This is a genomic window from Vibrio porteresiae DSM 19223, from assembly GCF_024347055.1.
In the GTDB taxonomy this organism is placed as follows: Bacteria; Pseudomonadota; Gammaproteobacteria; order Enterobacterales; family Vibrionaceae; genus Vibrio; species Vibrio porteresiae.
Window position 1 is genome coordinate 3567619 of sequence record NZ_AP024895.1, and the last position, 15170, is coordinate 3582788.

13 protein-coding genes and 1 riboswitch are annotated in these 15170 nt (G+C 41.8%); of the genes, 4 read left to right on the forward strand and 9 right to left on the reverse strand.

Annotated elements, in window-relative coordinates:
• The first annotated feature begins 6 nt into the window (after positions 1–6).
• Genes betA through choV form a run of 4 tightly spaced genes read left to right on the forward strand, consistent with a single transcriptional unit; the run spans position 7 to position 4800 of the window.
• The gene (betA, locus tag OCV11_RS16355) at positions 7–1752 is read left to right on the forward strand and encodes a choline dehydrogenase (RefSeq protein ID WP_261894120.1); all 1746 of its coding nucleotides are present in this window, start codon (positions 7–9) and stop codon (positions 1750–1752) included.
• Positions 1745–2668: a choline ABC transporter substrate-binding protein gene (locus tag OCV11_RS16360; RefSeq protein ID WP_261894121.1), complete on the forward strand. Its 924-nt coding sequence runs from the start codon at positions 1745–1747 to the stop codon at positions 2666–2668. Before betA ends, OCV11_RS16360 begins: the two co-directional genes overlap by 8 nt.
• Positions 2669–2728: 60 nt before the next feature.
• Positions 2729–3574 carry a choline ABC transporter permease subunit gene (gene choW / locus OCV11_RS16365; protein WP_261894123.1) on the forward strand — a complete coding sequence of 282 codons (846 nt, stop codon included), beginning with the start codon at positions 2729–2731 and terminating at the stop codon, positions 3572–3574.
• Complete coding sequence (choV, locus tag OCV11_RS16370) at positions 3574–4800, forward strand: choline ABC transporter ATP-binding protein (protein ID WP_261894125.1); 1227 nt, start codon at positions 3574–3576, stop codon at positions 4798–4800. The genes choW and choV overlap by 1 nt, the downstream gene beginning before the upstream one ends.
• A 193-nt stretch (positions 4801–4993) precedes the next feature.
• Here the strand turns inward: choV and thiH are convergent, their stop codons facing one another.
• The 9 genes from thiH to OCV11_RS16415 all read right to left on the reverse strand — a co-directional run bounded on the left by thiH (position 4994) and on the right by OCV11_RS16415 (position 15078).
• On the reverse strand, positions 4994–6160 hold the full coding sequence (gene thiH, locus OCV11_RS16375; RefSeq protein ID WP_261894126.1) for a 2-iminoacetate synthase ThiH: 1167 nt from the start codon (positions 6158–6160) through the stop codon (positions 4994–4996).
• Between the two features lie 2 nt (positions 6161–6162).
• Entirely contained in the window at positions 6163–6954 is a 792-nt protein-coding gene (locus tag OCV11_RS16380; protein WP_261894128.1) for a thiazole synthase, read from the reverse strand.
• Positions 6955–6959: 5 nt separating this feature from the next.
• Entirely contained in the window at positions 6960–7163 is a 204-nt protein-coding gene (thiS, locus tag OCV11_RS16385; RefSeq protein WP_261894129.1) for a sulfur carrier protein ThiS, read from the reverse strand.
• Positions 7160–7990, reverse strand: a complete 831-nt coding sequence (locus OCV11_RS16390) for a HesA/MoeB/ThiF family protein (RefSeq protein WP_261894131.1) — start codon at positions 7988–7990, stop codon at positions 7160–7162. The genes thiS and OCV11_RS16390 overlap by 4 nt, the downstream gene beginning before the upstream one ends.
• Positions 7983–9290, reverse strand: a complete 1308-nt coding sequence (locus tag OCV11_RS16395; protein ID WP_261894133.1) for a thiamine phosphate synthase — start codon at positions 9288–9290, stop codon at positions 7983–7985. The genes OCV11_RS16390 and OCV11_RS16395 overlap by 8 nt, the downstream gene beginning before the upstream one ends.
• Entirely contained in the window at positions 9287–11221 is a 1935-nt protein-coding gene (gene thiC / locus OCV11_RS16400) for a phosphomethylpyrimidine synthase ThiC (RefSeq protein WP_261894135.1), read from the reverse strand. Before thiC ends, OCV11_RS16395 begins: the two co-directional genes overlap by 4 nt.
• 138 nt (positions 11222–11359) lie before the next feature.
• A riboswitch (TPP riboswitch) is annotated at positions 11360–11458 on the reverse strand.
• Positions 11459–11558: 100 nt separating this feature from the next.
• Entirely contained in the window at positions 11559–11942 is a 384-nt protein-coding gene (gene crcB, locus OCV11_RS16405; RefSeq protein ID WP_261894136.1) for a fluoride efflux transporter CrcB, read from the reverse strand.
• A gap of 1387 nt (positions 11943–13329) precedes the next feature.
• Positions 13330–14379, reverse strand: a complete 1050-nt coding sequence (locus OCV11_RS16410) for a Kiwa anti-phage protein KwaB-like domain-containing protein (protein WP_140291877.1) — start codon at positions 14377–14379, stop codon at positions 13330–13332.
• A 3-nt stretch (positions 14380–14382) separates the two neighbouring features.
• Positions 14383–15078, reverse strand: a complete 696-nt coding sequence (locus OCV11_RS16415) for a hypothetical protein (RefSeq protein WP_140291875.1) — start codon at positions 15076–15078, stop codon at positions 14383–14385.
• Positions 15079–15170 lie beyond the last annotated feature (92 nt).

The window sequence follows — 15170 nt, forward strand, 5'->3', positions numbered from 1 at the left end:
GTCACTATGAAGCAGCATTACGATTACATAATTATTGGTGCCGGCTCCGCAGGCTGCGTATTGGCCGAACGGTTAACCGAATCTGGTGAACACTCCGTACTACTGCTTGAAGCAGGTGGCAGTGACAAAAGCATTTTCATTCAGATGCCTACCGCACTTTCCTATCCAATGAATACCCCTAAATATGCTTGGCAATTTGAGTCTCTTGCGGAAGAAGGTCTTGATGGTCGCCAGCTACACTGTCCTCGCGGCAAAGTGCTAGGCGGCAGTTCATCCATTAATGGCATGGTCTATGTTCGAGGTCATGCGTGTGACTTTGACGAATGGCATGAACAAGGCGCAACAAATTGGGATTATGCCCATTGCCTACCCTACTTTAAACGTGCTGAAAGCTGGATGGATGGCGAAGATGAATACCGTGGAGGCAATGGACCAGTAGCCACTTGCAATGGTAATGACATGCATCTTAACCCGCTTTATCAGGCGTTTATTGAAGCAGGGAAAGACGCAGGCTATCCAAAGACGCAAGACTATAACGGCTATCAGCAGGAAGGCTTTGGCCCTATGCATATGACGGTTGATAACGGAGTTCGCGCGTCAACCTCAAACGCTTATCTGCGTCGAGCCATGAAACGCCCTAACCTCACTTTAATGAGTCATGTGCTTACTCGCAAAATATTACTCAAAGATAAACAAGCTATTGGCGTTGAGTTTGAACAAAATGGCGCAATTCTCAATGCCTTTGCCAACCAAGAAGTGATCTCTAGCGCCGGTTCTGTCGGCTCGGTACAGCTGCTACAACTTTCAGGAATTGGACCGAAAGACGTACTCAGTAAAGCCGGTGTTGAACTGCTGCATGAACTTCCTGGCGTAGGTGAGAACTTACAAGATCACCTTGAGGTCTATTTTCAATATCGCTGTAAGCAACCGATTACTCTTAACAGTAAGTTAGGGCTTATCAGCAAAGGGGTTATTGGCACGAAATGGCTACTTACTCGCAAAGGATTGGGTGCAACCAATCACTTTGAGTCTTGTGCATTTATTCGCTCTCGCGCTGGATTGAAATGGCCAAACATTCAGTATCACTTCTTACCAGCAGCAATGAGATACGACGGACAAGCCGCATTCGATGGACACGGTTTTCAAGTGCACGTGGGTCCTAACAAACCGTTTAGCCGAGGTAAAATAGCGATTACCTCTGCTGACCCTAAAGCAAAACCAGCGATCAAATTTAATTATCTGCAACATGAGCAAGATATCCAAGATTGGCGCGACTGCATTCGCCTTACTCGCGAAATTCTCGCGCAGCCAGCATTAGATAATTACCGTGGCGACGAAATCCAACCAGGATTTAATATCACCACAGACGAAGACATTGATCACTGGGTTAAAGCGAATGTTGAGAGCGCTTATCACCCATCCTGTTCATGCAAGATGGGGAGCGATAACGACCCGATGGCAGTACTTGATGCTGAGTGCCGTGTGCGCGGAATTGAGGGCTTAAGAGTGGTCGACTCCTCCATCTTCCCAACCATTCCCAACGGTAACCTCAATGCTCCTACCATCATGGTGGCTGAGCGAGCGGCAGACTTAATACTCGGTCGACAACTGTTACCTAAAAGCGAAGCCCCCGTTTGGATTGCGCCAAACTGGCAAGAACAACAGCGCTCAACGGCTCCCGAACGAGATCAAATAAATACAACGAAATCGTCAGTAATTCATTCAAAAGAAAAGGAACTTCAACATGCGTAAAGTCATTACTTTCACCACAGCAGCATTACTTTCACTGAATGCATACGCCAATAGCTGTAGCTCGGTAAGCTTTGCCGATGTAGGTTGGACGGATATTACGTCCACAACCTCTGTTACTTCACAGATCTTAAAAGGCTTAGGTTATCAAACACGAACCGAGTTGCTTTCGGTCCCTGTAACCTACTCATCGATGGCAAGTGGTGACATCGACGTCTTCTTAGGTAACTGGATGCCAACGATGGAAGGTGATATTGCTAAGTATCGTGACTCGGGCAAAGTCGATGTATTACAAGCCAACTTGGTTGGCGCAAAATACACCTTAGCGGTTCCTAAATATGTTTACGATGCTGGCGTACATTCCTTTGCGGACCTCGCCAAATACGCGGACAAGTTCCATAACCGCATCTACGGCATTGAACCAGGAAACGACGGCAACCGTCTGATTCAATCAATGATTGATAAGAATGCGTTCGATCTCAAAGATTTCTCATTGGTGGAATCAAGTGAAGCAGGCATGGTGTCTCAAGTTGATCGTGCGGTTCGTCGCCATCAATGGATCGCCTTCTTGGGTTGGGCACCTCACCCTATGAACAGCAAATTTGATATGAAATATCTCAGCGGTGGTGATGATTACTTTGGCCCTAATTTCGGAGGTGCCAAGGTCTTTACCAACGTTCGTGATGGATTCGTTAAACAGTGCCCAAATGTTGGCAAGCTCGTCTCCAATCTCAAATTTAATCTGAATATGGAAAATCACTTGATGGACCGTATTCTCAATCAAAATCAGAAACCTGAAGTTGCAGCTAAGCAATGGCTAAAAGCTAACGAACAATACCTGGATAAGTGGTTGGCGGGAGTCAAAACCATTGATGGCAAACCGGGTAAATCTGCAGTTATTGCTTATCTAAACAAGTAACTTTTTCTTCATAAGGTGGCGTGTTTTCACTCCACCTTAAGCAACAAAAAAGGAATTATTGTGAATATGTTTACCGATTACAAACTTCCTCTTGGTCATTGGATGGAGAGCTTTGTCGATTGGCTGACTATCCATGCATCAGGCTTCTTCGACACCATCTCTATCACACTAGAAACAGCGATCATGTTTATGGTGGATATCTTTAAAGCACTGCCACCAGCAGCACCTATCTTGCTGACAGCAGCCATTGCTTGGTGGCTACATCGTCGAATTTCTCTGGTGATCTTTGTTATTGCTGCTCTGCTCCTCATTTTAAATTTGGGCTATTGGCAGGAAATGCTCGAGACCTTCGTCATGGTGTTCTCAGCGACCTTCATTTGTATCGTTGTTGGTGTCCCTCTGGGAATTATGGCTGCTCATCGCCCTTGGCTGTATACCTTGATGCGCCCGATTCTCGATTTAATGCAAACCGTACCCACCTTCGTTTACCTCATCCCTACTTTGGTTTTGTTTGGTTTAGGTGTGGTTCCTGGGCTTATATCCACCATCATTTTTGCTATTGCTGCGCCAATCCGTTTAACGTATCTCGGCGTGAATAAAGTACCAGAAGAGCTTGTTGAGGCGGGTAAAGCGTTCGGTGCAAGCAAAATGAAATTACTCTTTAAAGTAGAGCTTCCAGCTGCGATGCCAAGCATTATGACCGGTGTAAGCCAGTGTATTATGTTATCTCTATCCATGGTTGTGGTTGCTGCGTTAGTCGGTGCTGATGGCTTAGGAAAACCCGTAGTTCGGGCACTCAATACCGTGAATATTTCTCAAGGTTTTGAAGCAGGCTTAGCCATTGTACTTGTCGCCATCATTCTCGACCGCTTGTGTAAAGCGCCAAACAACAAGGAGGTACAGTAATGAATGCCATCAGTATTGAAAATTTGGATGTGGTATTTGGTACTCATAACGAATCAGCGTTAGCGCTTTTGGATCAAGGAAAAAGTCGCCAAGAGATCATTGATGAAACAGGCCTTGTTGTTGGCGTCAATAACGTATCTCTTGATGTAAAACAGGGAGAGATTTGTGTTCTGATGGGACTGTCGGGCTCTGGCAAATCAAGTTTGCTTAGAGCGATTAACGGGCTCAATTCTATTAGCCGTGGCTCTCTGAAAGTACAAGATGGCGATCAAGTTGTCGACTTAGCTCAATGTAATGAAACAACGCTACGTCACCTGCGCACCGAGCGCATTTCCATGGTATTTCAGAAGTTCGCTCTTATGCCTTGGTTATCCGTATTAGATAACGTGGCGTTTGGTTTGGAAATGCAGGGGGTTGCCAAAAAAGAACGTCGACGTAGAGCTCAAGAAAAATTGGATATGGTTGGACTTGGTGAATGGGGAGAACAGTTCCCTCATGAGCTTTCCGGAGGCATGCAGCAACGCGTTGGATTAGCGAGAGCTTTCGCTATGGACAGCGACATCTTACTTATGGATGAGCCATTCTCAGCTCTTGATCCTCTCATTAGAACCCAACTTCAAGATGAATTATTAGATTTGCAGAAGAAGCTGAACAAAACCATCGTGTTTGTTAGCCACGACCTCGACGAGGCATTAAAGATTGGATCGCGCATAGCAATTATGGAATCGGGTAAGTTAATTCAATACAGTAAGCCTGAGCGTATAGTTCTCAATCCCAAAACCCAATATGTCCGAGACTTTGTTGCTCATACGAATCCTCTTAATGTGCTGCGTGGGCGCTCCTTGCTTAATTCAGATAATGAGTTAATTCAAAAAAATCAGCGTTGGCAAATTGCTGAAGATGACAATCTCTGGTTAGAAAAACATGACGAAGAATGGTTGATTGCTGGGCGTAGTGATTACCAAATCGTTGAGTGGGACGCAAAACAAGATCATAACGAACTCGACTCACATTCTATCGTGCTCGCCCCTTCAGAAATTGACATGCGTGATGCGATAGAAATTCGTTACCACACTAGCAATCCTATCGTATTGATGGAAGCTGGTGAGCCGATTGGTGTTCTCAACGATCATGATTTTTACCATGCACTATTAGGCAAATACAATGAGCCACAAGAAGCAGACATCACAGGTCAAGATACACAGCGAAGTGTTGAAGCTGCGTAAACTCCCCGGCGCCAATTACTCTACTACGAGTAACATTGAGGTATTCGTTAGGCGGTAATAAAACAGGGCGAAGAAGTGGTTCGCCCTGTTTATTCTTCTTACTCATTTATTCTAGCTAATCCATTTATCAGGAAATCTTTATCCCTTTCAAAATGGGCTTTGCGATAGCTAGCTTTCGCACAACACTGCCAAATTATGTTCCACGTGAAACACTATTTTGAGAAAACGCAATCGACCAGTCATGCCATACTGCTTCAATACCCTGCGCCTTGAGCATCTCATGAACCTCAGTCGTCGAACGTTCATCACTGATTTCAAATTGAACCAACTCTGTATCAGGGTGCAAATATCCTCCCGGTTGAGTACTCGACTCTGCAGACAATGAAGTAATCCCAAACTTTACTAATTGATTGCGTAATTCAGCTGGCTCTCTAGTCGACAATGATAACTCAACCTCTGGGAAACATAGTCGATAAGCACAAACAAGTTGAATCAATTGATTATCGCTAATTAGGCTTTTAGGTTGGACTCCTCCAGCACAAGGACGCAAACGTGGGAAAGATACAGAGTATCTAGAACGCCAGTAACGCTTTTGCAAATACGTGAGGTGATGCGCAGTAAAAAGCGAGTCAATTCTCCACTCATTTAAACCAAGCAACGCCCCAATACCAATCTTGTCCATACCAGCTCGCCCCAACCTATCTGGGGTATCGAGCCGATAGTGAAAATCAGTCTTTTTACCTCTTAAATGATGTTCGCCATAGACACCAGGATGATACGTTTCTTGGTATACCAAAACAGAATCCACACCAAGAGACTTAAGCTCTACATATTGCTCTGCATCGAGTGGTTGAACTTCCATTGCAACATATGAGAAATAGCGTTTAGCTAAAGGAATCATTTGCCTAAAATAGGTCATCCCCACCTTGGTTTCTTGCTCTCCTGTCACCAATAAAATGCTGTCATACCCTTTTGCTTTGATCGCCTGCAGTTCCGATTCCACTTCCGCTGCATTCAATGTCTTTCTCTTAATGCGATTACTCATCGAGAAGCCGCAATAGGTACAATCATTTGAACATAGATTCGATAGATAAAGTGGTATATACATTCCTATCGTTCGACCAAAGCGCTGTTGGGTCAGCTGGGTCGACATTTTCTTCATGACTGAGATAGACGCCTCTGCTGCAGGAGAGATCAAAGTCATAAAATCCTCAAGCTGGAGTCGCTTGCCCATTACACTTTTTTCTAACGCTCGTTGTACTTCTATAGGCGTTTTTGAGTAGAGTTTGAGGCGGATACTCTCCCAGTCGAGCTCCTCAAATTGTTCCAAATAGTTATTGTCCAGATAGTGATAAGCCACGATTAAACCTCCGGAACAAATAAGACATCATCAAGAAATCCTATTAGAGGACTTGTCGCTGATGCATGTAAAGCAACACTACCTAGACCGCTCTCAAATGCCAACCGACCAGCCATAACCGCTAAACGAAAAGCCTCTGCCATAGCGATAGGATTACTTGCCGAAGCTATCGCAGTATTCACCAAAACAGCATCAGCTCCCATCTCCAATAGATAACTCGCATCGGAAGGTCTGCCAATTCCAGCATCAACAACCACCGGAACATTGGCCTGCTCGATAATGATGCGTAGAAATTCCTTAGCGACAACACCTTGATTACTTCCAATAGGCGAAGCCAGTGGCATAACTGCGGAACATCCAACTTCTTCAAGTCGCTTACACAAAACAGGGTCACAGTGGCAATATGGCAAAACGATAAAGCCTTGCTTTACTAACTCATCTGCGGCAGCTAATGTCTCCACCCCATCGGGCATCAAATAGCGACTATCAGGATGAATCTCTAACTTCACCCAATCAGTTCCAAATAGCTCACGAGCCAGTTGAGCAGCGAAAATGGCTTCTTTGGCATTTCTAGCACCTGAGGTATTGGGTAGTAGTTTTATCCCTGAATTAGTTAACGCGGAATAAAGCGTTTGTCCCGAGTCATGTTGATTTGCATCCACTCGCTTAAGCGCTACAGTAACCAGTTCAGAACCACTAGCTTTTAACGAATCCAGCATTATGTCACTACTCGAAAATTTGCCGGTACCAGTAAAAAGTCTTGATGAGAAATTTGTATCTGCAATTTTGAACATGATGATTATCCTCCTGCTACTGCATTAAAAGTAACAACAACATCGCCATCTTTTAGCTGCATTTTGTTCCACTGAGATTTGGGAATTACGCACTGGTTAAGTGCTAGCGCAATACCAGCTCCCTTGATATCAAGTTGGATTAATACGTCACTTAGCGATGTTTCACATGAAACATCCAATGCAAATCCGTTAAAGATTATTTGACTCATAAGTAACGTGCCCCGCTCTCATTTTTATCTTTATCAATGAAAAGCGAGACTGGACACTCTTCTTCAATTTCTCTGTCTTTGCATAATGGACAATCAGGATCTCGATTAACGGAGTAAATTGACCACTCACCACTCCTGCCATCGAAGCGATAAAGTACGGAAGATTGGAAACCAAAATTCTCCTCAGCCAAATAATTGATGCAAGCGAGAGATTGATAGCAGCTAACAACCCCAGCCACAGGCCCCAAGATGCCCATTGAGGTACATCTATTTTCAAAAATTTGGGTATCGGTAGGATACAGACAGGAATAACATGGACATCCTACATGATAGTTCCAAATAGAAAACTGCCCATCCCAACCGGCAGCTGCACCAGAAATAAGAGGGACTTTACTTCGACCGCAGCAGTAGTTTACTTGCTGACGTGTCGTCATATTGTCACTGCAATCGAGTACAACATCGGCAAGAGTGACTTCCAACATCAATTGTTCATCGGTCATTCGCCTTCTTACCACCCTGACCCGACAATCACTATTTCTCTGATCAATTGCTTTTTTAAGAGCATCAACTTTGCTGACACCTAAATCATCGAAACGGTAAGCGACCTGTCTGGGTAAATTACTCAGCTCGACTATGTCATCATCGACAAGAACTAAATGCCCCACACCAGAAGCAGACAAATAAAGAGCAGCAGCGTTACCTAACCCACCACAGCCAATAATGAGAACTGAGCGATCCAATAGTTTGGTTTGAACTTCTTCACTCCAGGTATCAAGGCAAATCTGCTTTTGATAACGTAAAAATTGTTGATCACTAAGATTAGGCATGTTCTCCCTCCCGGTTCTTTAGCGACTCAAACTCACGAACAACGAATGGAAGGTTGGGTTGATCTGAACTAACCGCACGAACTACTGCGATGCTATCAACACCAGTGAGGTAAACCTCTCTTGCATTACTAAGTTGAATACCGCCAATCGCGACAGTCGGAATCCTATCCAGACCTAAGGACTGAGATAGTTCCTCAATAAACTTCTGGTAAAGCGCTAATTTATATAATCCTTGAGGGCGCGAAGGCATACTTTTAGTCGTGGTAGCAAATACATGACCTAAAGCGATATAGCTAGGATAACTACGGTAGACCCGTAGTATTTCAAAATAACCGTGGGTTGATAGACCTAATCGAATATTTGCCCGCTGTAATAATGCAATACTCTCTTGTGAAATATCATCCTGACCAAGATGGACGCCATAAGCTTTATGCTTTAAAGCTAACTGCCAATAGTCATTGATGTACACAGCTGCCTGATAGCTTTTGCCAAGTTGAACAGCATGCTCTATTTCCTTTTCACGCAAATGCTCTTCTGCATTCTTCATCCGTAGTTGAACGGTTTTCACCCCCAACTTCAGTAACTGTTCTAACCATAGGTTATTATCGACAACCGGATATAAACCAATTGCAGATGAAGTAGTTGAAGGGAATGGTACGGAGCTAGAGAATTGCTCCTTGCAAAAAGGAGCACCGGATTCGTCGAACGTCCAATCTACAGGACATGCGAAATCTTGTGATTTTTGAGGCCACAGTGTTTCACGTGAAACAGATCCAAGTGAACGAGCTAAAAGCAGACTGTCTTCGATTGTGAACTCGAGTGCGAGCAAAACAACAAACCAACTAAAGTGAGTGGTTACATCAATTGGCAAACGCTCGAACTGAATTGCCTTGCCAGCCGATATCAGATAATCCATTCCATCAGGATTCGTTGTTATCAACAGTTCATTTTTTGGATGAGTAGACGTGTTAATTCTGTTGCTTTGTCTTTGCAGAGCGGAACGTTGCAACGATGAATCATAAACATAATTGAGATAAACAACCGATTCAAATTCGTGAACGAAGGGAAACTCATTTGGTGATTTGGTGATAAAACTTGTATCGATGTAGATAACACTCAAATCGGGAAAATGAAGGGAGAGAAACGGCTGTTTAACCGTTTCAAATGTCATGGCTAGTTTGTCAGAGCAAACACCATTTTGCTTCGCACAGGAAAGATGCTGGTCTATCTGTTCACTGAAATCAGCAACCGCGAAATCAGAACATGGCCAATGTTCGGGGATATGAATCTTTATCATCATTCATCCTCCCCGACGACAGGCTCCAGATATAACTCAGAACCAGCATCAACAAAACGTTGAGCCATCAGGTTCATTCCATCGCTAGCATTGAGAACATCTATCGAATTGGTCTCTACTGATTTTTTTTTGGGTAGCCCAGCTGCGTATTCACGCACTTCTTGTGAAATCTTCATTGAGCAAAACTTGGGGCCACACATAGAACAAAAATGAGCAATCTTCCCTGACTCTTGCGGAAGAGTCTCATCATGTAGTGCTCTTGCTGTATCAGGATCAAGTGATAGGTTAAATTGGTCTTCCCAACGGAATTCAAAACGGGCCTTTGATAATGCGTTATCTCGTAGTTGTGCTCCAGGATGCCCCTTAGCTAAATCAGCAGCATGTGCAGCAAGTTTGTAAGTAATTAGTCCCGTTTTCACATCTTCTTTATTCGGCAAGCCGAGATGTTCTTTAGGTGTGACATAACAAAGCATCGCACAACCAAACCAGCCTATCATCGCAGCACCAATCCCAGAGGTAATATGGTCGTAACCAGGAGCAATATCGGTAGTAAGTGGGCCTAATGTATAGAATGGGGCTTCATAGCAGTGCTCGAGCTGCTCTTCCATGTTCTTCTTAATCATGTGCATAGGCACATGTCCTGGGCCTTCAATCATCACTTGAACATCATATTTCCAAGCTATTTGAGTGAGCTCTCCTAACGTGTGTAGCTCAGCAAATTGAGCTTCATCGTTGGCATCCGCTATAGAACCAGGACGTAATCCGTCACCTAAAGAGAGAGCAACATCATATTGAGCACAGATCTCGCATATCTCCTTGAAATGGGTATACAAGAAGTTTTCTTGATGATGAGCAAGGCACCATTTAGCGATAATAGAGCCGCCTCGTGAAACGATACCGGTGACTCGTTTTGCCGTCATGGGAATGTATCGAAGCAACAAGCCGCAATGGATAGTAAAGTAATCTACTCCTTGCTCAGCTTGTTCGATTAACGTATCTCGCATGACTTCCCACGATAGATTTTCCGCTATTCCATTAACCTTTTCTAAAGCCTGATACATTGGAACTGTGCCAATTGGAACGGGGCTATTACGCAGTATCCACTCTCGAGTCTCATGAATATTACGGCCAGTAGAAAGATCCATCACGGTATCAGCCCCCCAACGCGTTGCCCAAACTAGCTTCTCAACTTCTTCCTCAATAGATGAAGAAACCGATGAATTGCCAATATTGGCATTCACTTTCACCATGAAATTTCGACCAATAATCATCGGTTCTGACTCTGGGTGGTTAATATTGGCAGGTATAATTGCTCGCCCTTCTGCTACTTCACGACGAACAAATTCTCCAGAGATCAATTCTGGGATTTGAGCACCAAAACGCTCACCTGAATGCTGTTGCTCCAATTCCGGCTCTGAAACTTGTAAACGACGCTGATTTTCTCGAATAGCAATGAATTCCATTTCAGGCGTAATTAGCCCTTGTCGAGCATAGTGTAACTGTGTGACTACTTTGCCTTGTTTTGCCTTACGAATTGTCGGTAAGTGAGGGAAACGAACCGAATCCAACGTGGTGTCTTCCAATCTTTCCGCGGTATAACAAGAAGCCGTTTGATCCAATTCATAAGTATCTTGCCGTTCAGCAATCCACGTGGAACGTATCGTTTCGATACCAGAAAAAATATCTATAAGAGCATTTACGTCAGTATATGGACCGGATGTATCGTAAACATAGAGAGGTTCATTAGCACGAAACTTCGGGTTTTCTTTAGTACCGCCGATAAGAGAATCTGAAAGAAAAATTTTACGAAATGGGACCTGTAAATCTGGACGAGAACCAGAAACGTAGGCCTTAGATGAGTTGGGTAATGGGGATGTCGTTAAGGATTCAATAAACGATTTGGCGCTTAATCTAGCATTTTTTCTATTCGACATAGCATTTTCCTTGGATAGTAATTTAGGGATAAATGCTTGACGGGTGTGTACAACAAGAGTGATTAACAGATGCTAATCGAGAGATAGGACAAAGCGAACAAACCCCAAACATGGGTATGTAGATGGTAAGAGCTTTGAGAAATGTCTTCTCTTGTTCCCTTCGCAGGTTCTAACCTGATCAGGTTCAACGGATCCCGAATAAACGGTCTCAGCCTTATGGCACTCCGACAAGTGAGAAAGATTATAAGTAACGCTTAAAAATTAACAAACATCTTTATTTATTTAACATGAAAAATGAGAGAAAGCTTTCAATTTGACACTTAGAGCTCTGCTTCTTTTAAGAGCGTAGTAGCCACTGATATCCAACATAAGCAGCCGATATACTAAACAATACGTTCAATACAACGTTGAATCCCATCTTAACGAATGCCCCCTGCTCCATCATCAAAACGTTATCCATAGAAAACGTTGAAAAGGTAGTCAACGCACCTAGAAAACCTAAACCAATAATTTGGCGCCATGGGTATGGTGCAAGCCACTCATTTTGAAAACAAGCCATCAGTACACCCATGATAAAGGAACCTATGATGTTAACGGATAATGTTCCATACGGAAAAGCTCGGCCGAAGACCATGACAGTCCACTCAGAAACCAAGTAGCGAGAGCAAGCACCAAATGCCCCACCGATAGCGATAAACAGTAAAGTAGATAATTGACTCATGATAAAACCTCGAAACATTTGCTTACCATTGTAAGCAAAAAACCACCAAGTCTAAGCATTTTCTATTCGACCACGGCTTTTATTTTCAGCCACTTCGCCTTTAGCACTCTGAAACAAATAAAACGTTACAGGAGTCACTTAGATCTCTATAAAATGAAAGGAATGACAAGATAAGATGATCAAATCTCTAAGAGATACATAGAGCTGAAGTAAACTAAAAGATGCTTAGTCCTAGTCTTCAAAACTAACTTCAGGCAACTTAAACCGTCAACTCTTTGATGATAACTCATGTAATGACCACTAGTCTGATGTAAATAAGATAGAACGACTAGCACACCTATCTCGTCCAAGAGTATTCAAACTAAATAGATAGGATTTGAATCAGTAAACATTTATTTGTTCATCTCTCTTGGATAAATTGCTTTTAATCTAAATCAACTGCTAGAAGTTAACATCAAGACGAAAAATGAATAGTCCCACCAGAAAGTAAATACAGAGCATATTTTCGCAAGCAATCAACATGGATCACGTAATCGGCTATCGATGAGAAAGCTGTTTGTTGTCAATATTCATCCTAACTATACTCAGCGCTTTTTGTGGTTGTATAGCTCATCACAACATAAAAGATGAAATATATAATATATAGGAAGGGAACGGGGAAAGCTGTACAGAGGAGTTCTGATAGGTATTTCGGGGGTGGCAAATATCGGGAAGTATCTACTTTCATAACGCTAGATAGCAAAAAGCCTCAACCGAAGTTGAGGCTTTTCATATCCCGTAAGGGAAATATGGCAGGGGTGGACTGGGCCGGCACTCCGGAGATTCGACGGTTCTGGCACTCCAGCTCACAACGCTGATTTTTCTAAACCAAAAAATAAAAAGCCTTAGCATTACTGCTAAGGCTTTAGATTATGGCAGGGGTGGAGAGATTCGAACTCCCAACACGCGGATTTGGAATAAATAATTTCGCTGCATTAAAGACATAACCAATCGCACTAGTCAGTTATGTTGGCATCAACCATATGGGAAATTTCGCAAGCTAATAGCTACAACCTATCACCACCAAAAATCACTTCACATTTTCAGCCAACCAATTCCATTCATCATCAGTCAACCAACCAGAATACTCATCAACACGAGAAACTATAAGCTTGTCAGTATTGTCAAGATGAGGGGATAGCTTATCACGTATTTGAATAGCGTTATTCGTCGTAGATATCAGCCAAGTAGAATCCATAATATGGTACCACTTAGAAAAACTTTTAAGTATTTCATGTACCTTAGAATACTTCTGACCAGGTTGGTTAAGGTCATAACTCACACAATATACTGACATATTAGTAGCCTCCATTTGTAAATTGAAATCCGTTTAATACAAATTAATAGCTTAAGCTTCAATCCAACCTGAGATATCTCGAATATATCGCTCATCGCTAGCACTTTTAACAATAGTATGAGAGATAAATCTCACAAATTGGCTAAGAGATTCTGCACTACCATCAAACAAAAAACTTCCTTCGGAATCAAACTTCATTTTCCATTTTAGGTCATCAGGCATACTCTTATTAGCTATATCTTGTTGATCTTTAAGTGATGTCCACTGCTTGTACTGACCAGCACTTATAGATTTTATCAAGTGGCTTTTCTCTCGAACACCCATATTATGCACATGTTGGCTGAGCTTATCCTTTTCTCTTTCCGTAATAACATTATCAGCAACCAACGTTTCTAGGCCCTTTTTAACATTTCTATTTTGAGCTTCATTAAAATTAGCTGTATTTTCAAAGCTTCTAAAATCACGAATAAATACAGAAAGCGCACCATCATCATCAACTATAAAGAAGTCATATTCTGGGTTTATTCGATATCTTGTTTCTGCAACAATATACGCTTCATTATTTACTCTGCGCCAACTTTTGACTTTCTCATCAATGGCTGTTTTTCCAACTTCTGTCGTGCGCTGAACAGAATAGAGATGACATTTGCTATCATTAAACGACATTTTCACTACACCTAAATTTGAAATAGACGTATCTATTTTTCTTTTAGGGTTGTTTTCAGCTATCTGTAATTCTTTTAGGAGTTTATTTATCTGTATTTTAAGTGAAACATTTACATCTTCCTCTAGGTCAATGAATCCCCAAACATCATCATGAACTCGTACTTTACCATCATCCTCAAGAGCATTAACTAAACTCTTCATGCTTCTTATATTAGTTGTCACAAGACTTTTAAGATACTCTGCTGAATCAATCTTGTCATTCTTTAGTATAAAATTGATAGCATCTCCAAATTTTGTGCCACGAGATGTATGATGTAATATATATTGGCGCATCGTATCCTTATCATAATCAGCATAAAAGATGGCATCGTATAATACTTTAGCACGCTCAAGTAGTGACGGAGTGGATTCAATTCCTTTATTTAAAACATTCATACATCACCTGATAATAGAGATCTTGTTGTACAGTATAATATTCATCTTGCTTGGTTCATCTGTTTTATAAACAAATGAATCAACGACTTTTCTTGTAGTCAGAACTAAACATTCTTCCACGCTATCACAATCGCTATCAAGTTGAATAAAAGCCTTAGTAAATATAATACCTTTAATCTGAATCAAAGAATTATAAGACCAAATAGGAGAATAAAAAGATAATAGAATAGTGGATAACATGGCGAACCCACTGGAGGCAGTGTAAAGAACAGTAATTATAGTAATTAAGCCACTACATTTTAATATAAATTCATTATCATGATATCTAAACTTAAAAACATTAACTTTTCTTGCCTCGCCAACATTAACATTTCTTGATATTTTATATTTAATTAAATAAACCAAAATAAAAGTAGCAAAGACAGATAGTAAAAGCATCACTATTACAACTAAAAAGTAGGTATTATTTAAAAGCAAAGAATAGAATTTTTTATCAAAGCTTACACTCCATGTATTAATATCAATTAATGAGTTAAATTGAAAATTTATGATCGACCAAAAATCAAAATCCGGTTTCTCGTTTTGACGAAAGTCATATGCAGATTTTATTTCCAATCCAGACAAGCAACTCCAAAGAACAAAACTTGCACTTAATGATGATAACATTTTTGCAATTATTGGAATTTCGTTGAAGTTCAAAGTCTTCCATCCCTCACTAATGTGACACTGTTTCCATTCTCTATCATACTAACCTCAACTATCCTCATCAATGTTTAATAGCATTTAGTTTC

Bases quoted from the DNA above. Each gene is read 5' to 3' on its own strand.
- betA (WP_261894120.1), top strand. From the start codon at position 7: ATGAAGCAGCATTACGATTACATAATTATTGGTGCCGGCTCCGCAGGC.
- OCV11_RS16360 (WP_261894121.1), top strand. From the start codon at position 1,745: ATGCGTAAAGTCATTACTTTCACCACAGCAGCATTACTTTCACTGAAT.
- choV (WP_261894125.1), top strand. From the start codon at position 3,574: ATGAATGCCATCAGTATTGAAAATTTGGATGTGGTATTTGGTACTCAT.
- OCV11_RS16380 (WP_261894128.1), bottom strand. From the start codon at position 6,954: ATGTTCAAAATTGCAGATACAAATTTCTCATCAAGACTTTTTACTGGT.
- thiS (WP_261894129.1), bottom strand. From the start codon at position 7,163: ATGAGTCAAATAATCTTTAACGGATTTGCATTGGATGTTTCATGTGAA.
- OCV11_RS16390 (WP_261894131.1), bottom strand. From the start codon at position 7,990: ATGCCTAATCTTAGTGATCAACAATTTTTACGTTATCAAAAGCAGATT.
- OCV11_RS16395 (WP_261894133.1), bottom strand. From the start codon at position 9,290: ATGATGATAAAGATTCATATCCCCGAACATTGGCCATGTTCTGATTTC.
- thiC (WP_261894135.1), bottom strand. From the start codon at position 11,221: ATGTCGAATAGAAAAAATGCTAGATTAAGCGCCAAATCGTTTATTGAA.
- crcB (WP_261894136.1), bottom strand. From the start codon at position 11,942: ATGAGTCAATTATCTACTTTACTGTTTATCGCTATCGGTGGGGCATTT.
- OCV11_RS16410 (WP_140291877.1), bottom strand. From the start codon at position 14,379: ATGAATGTTTTAAATAAAGGAATTGAATCCACTCCGTCACTACTTGAG.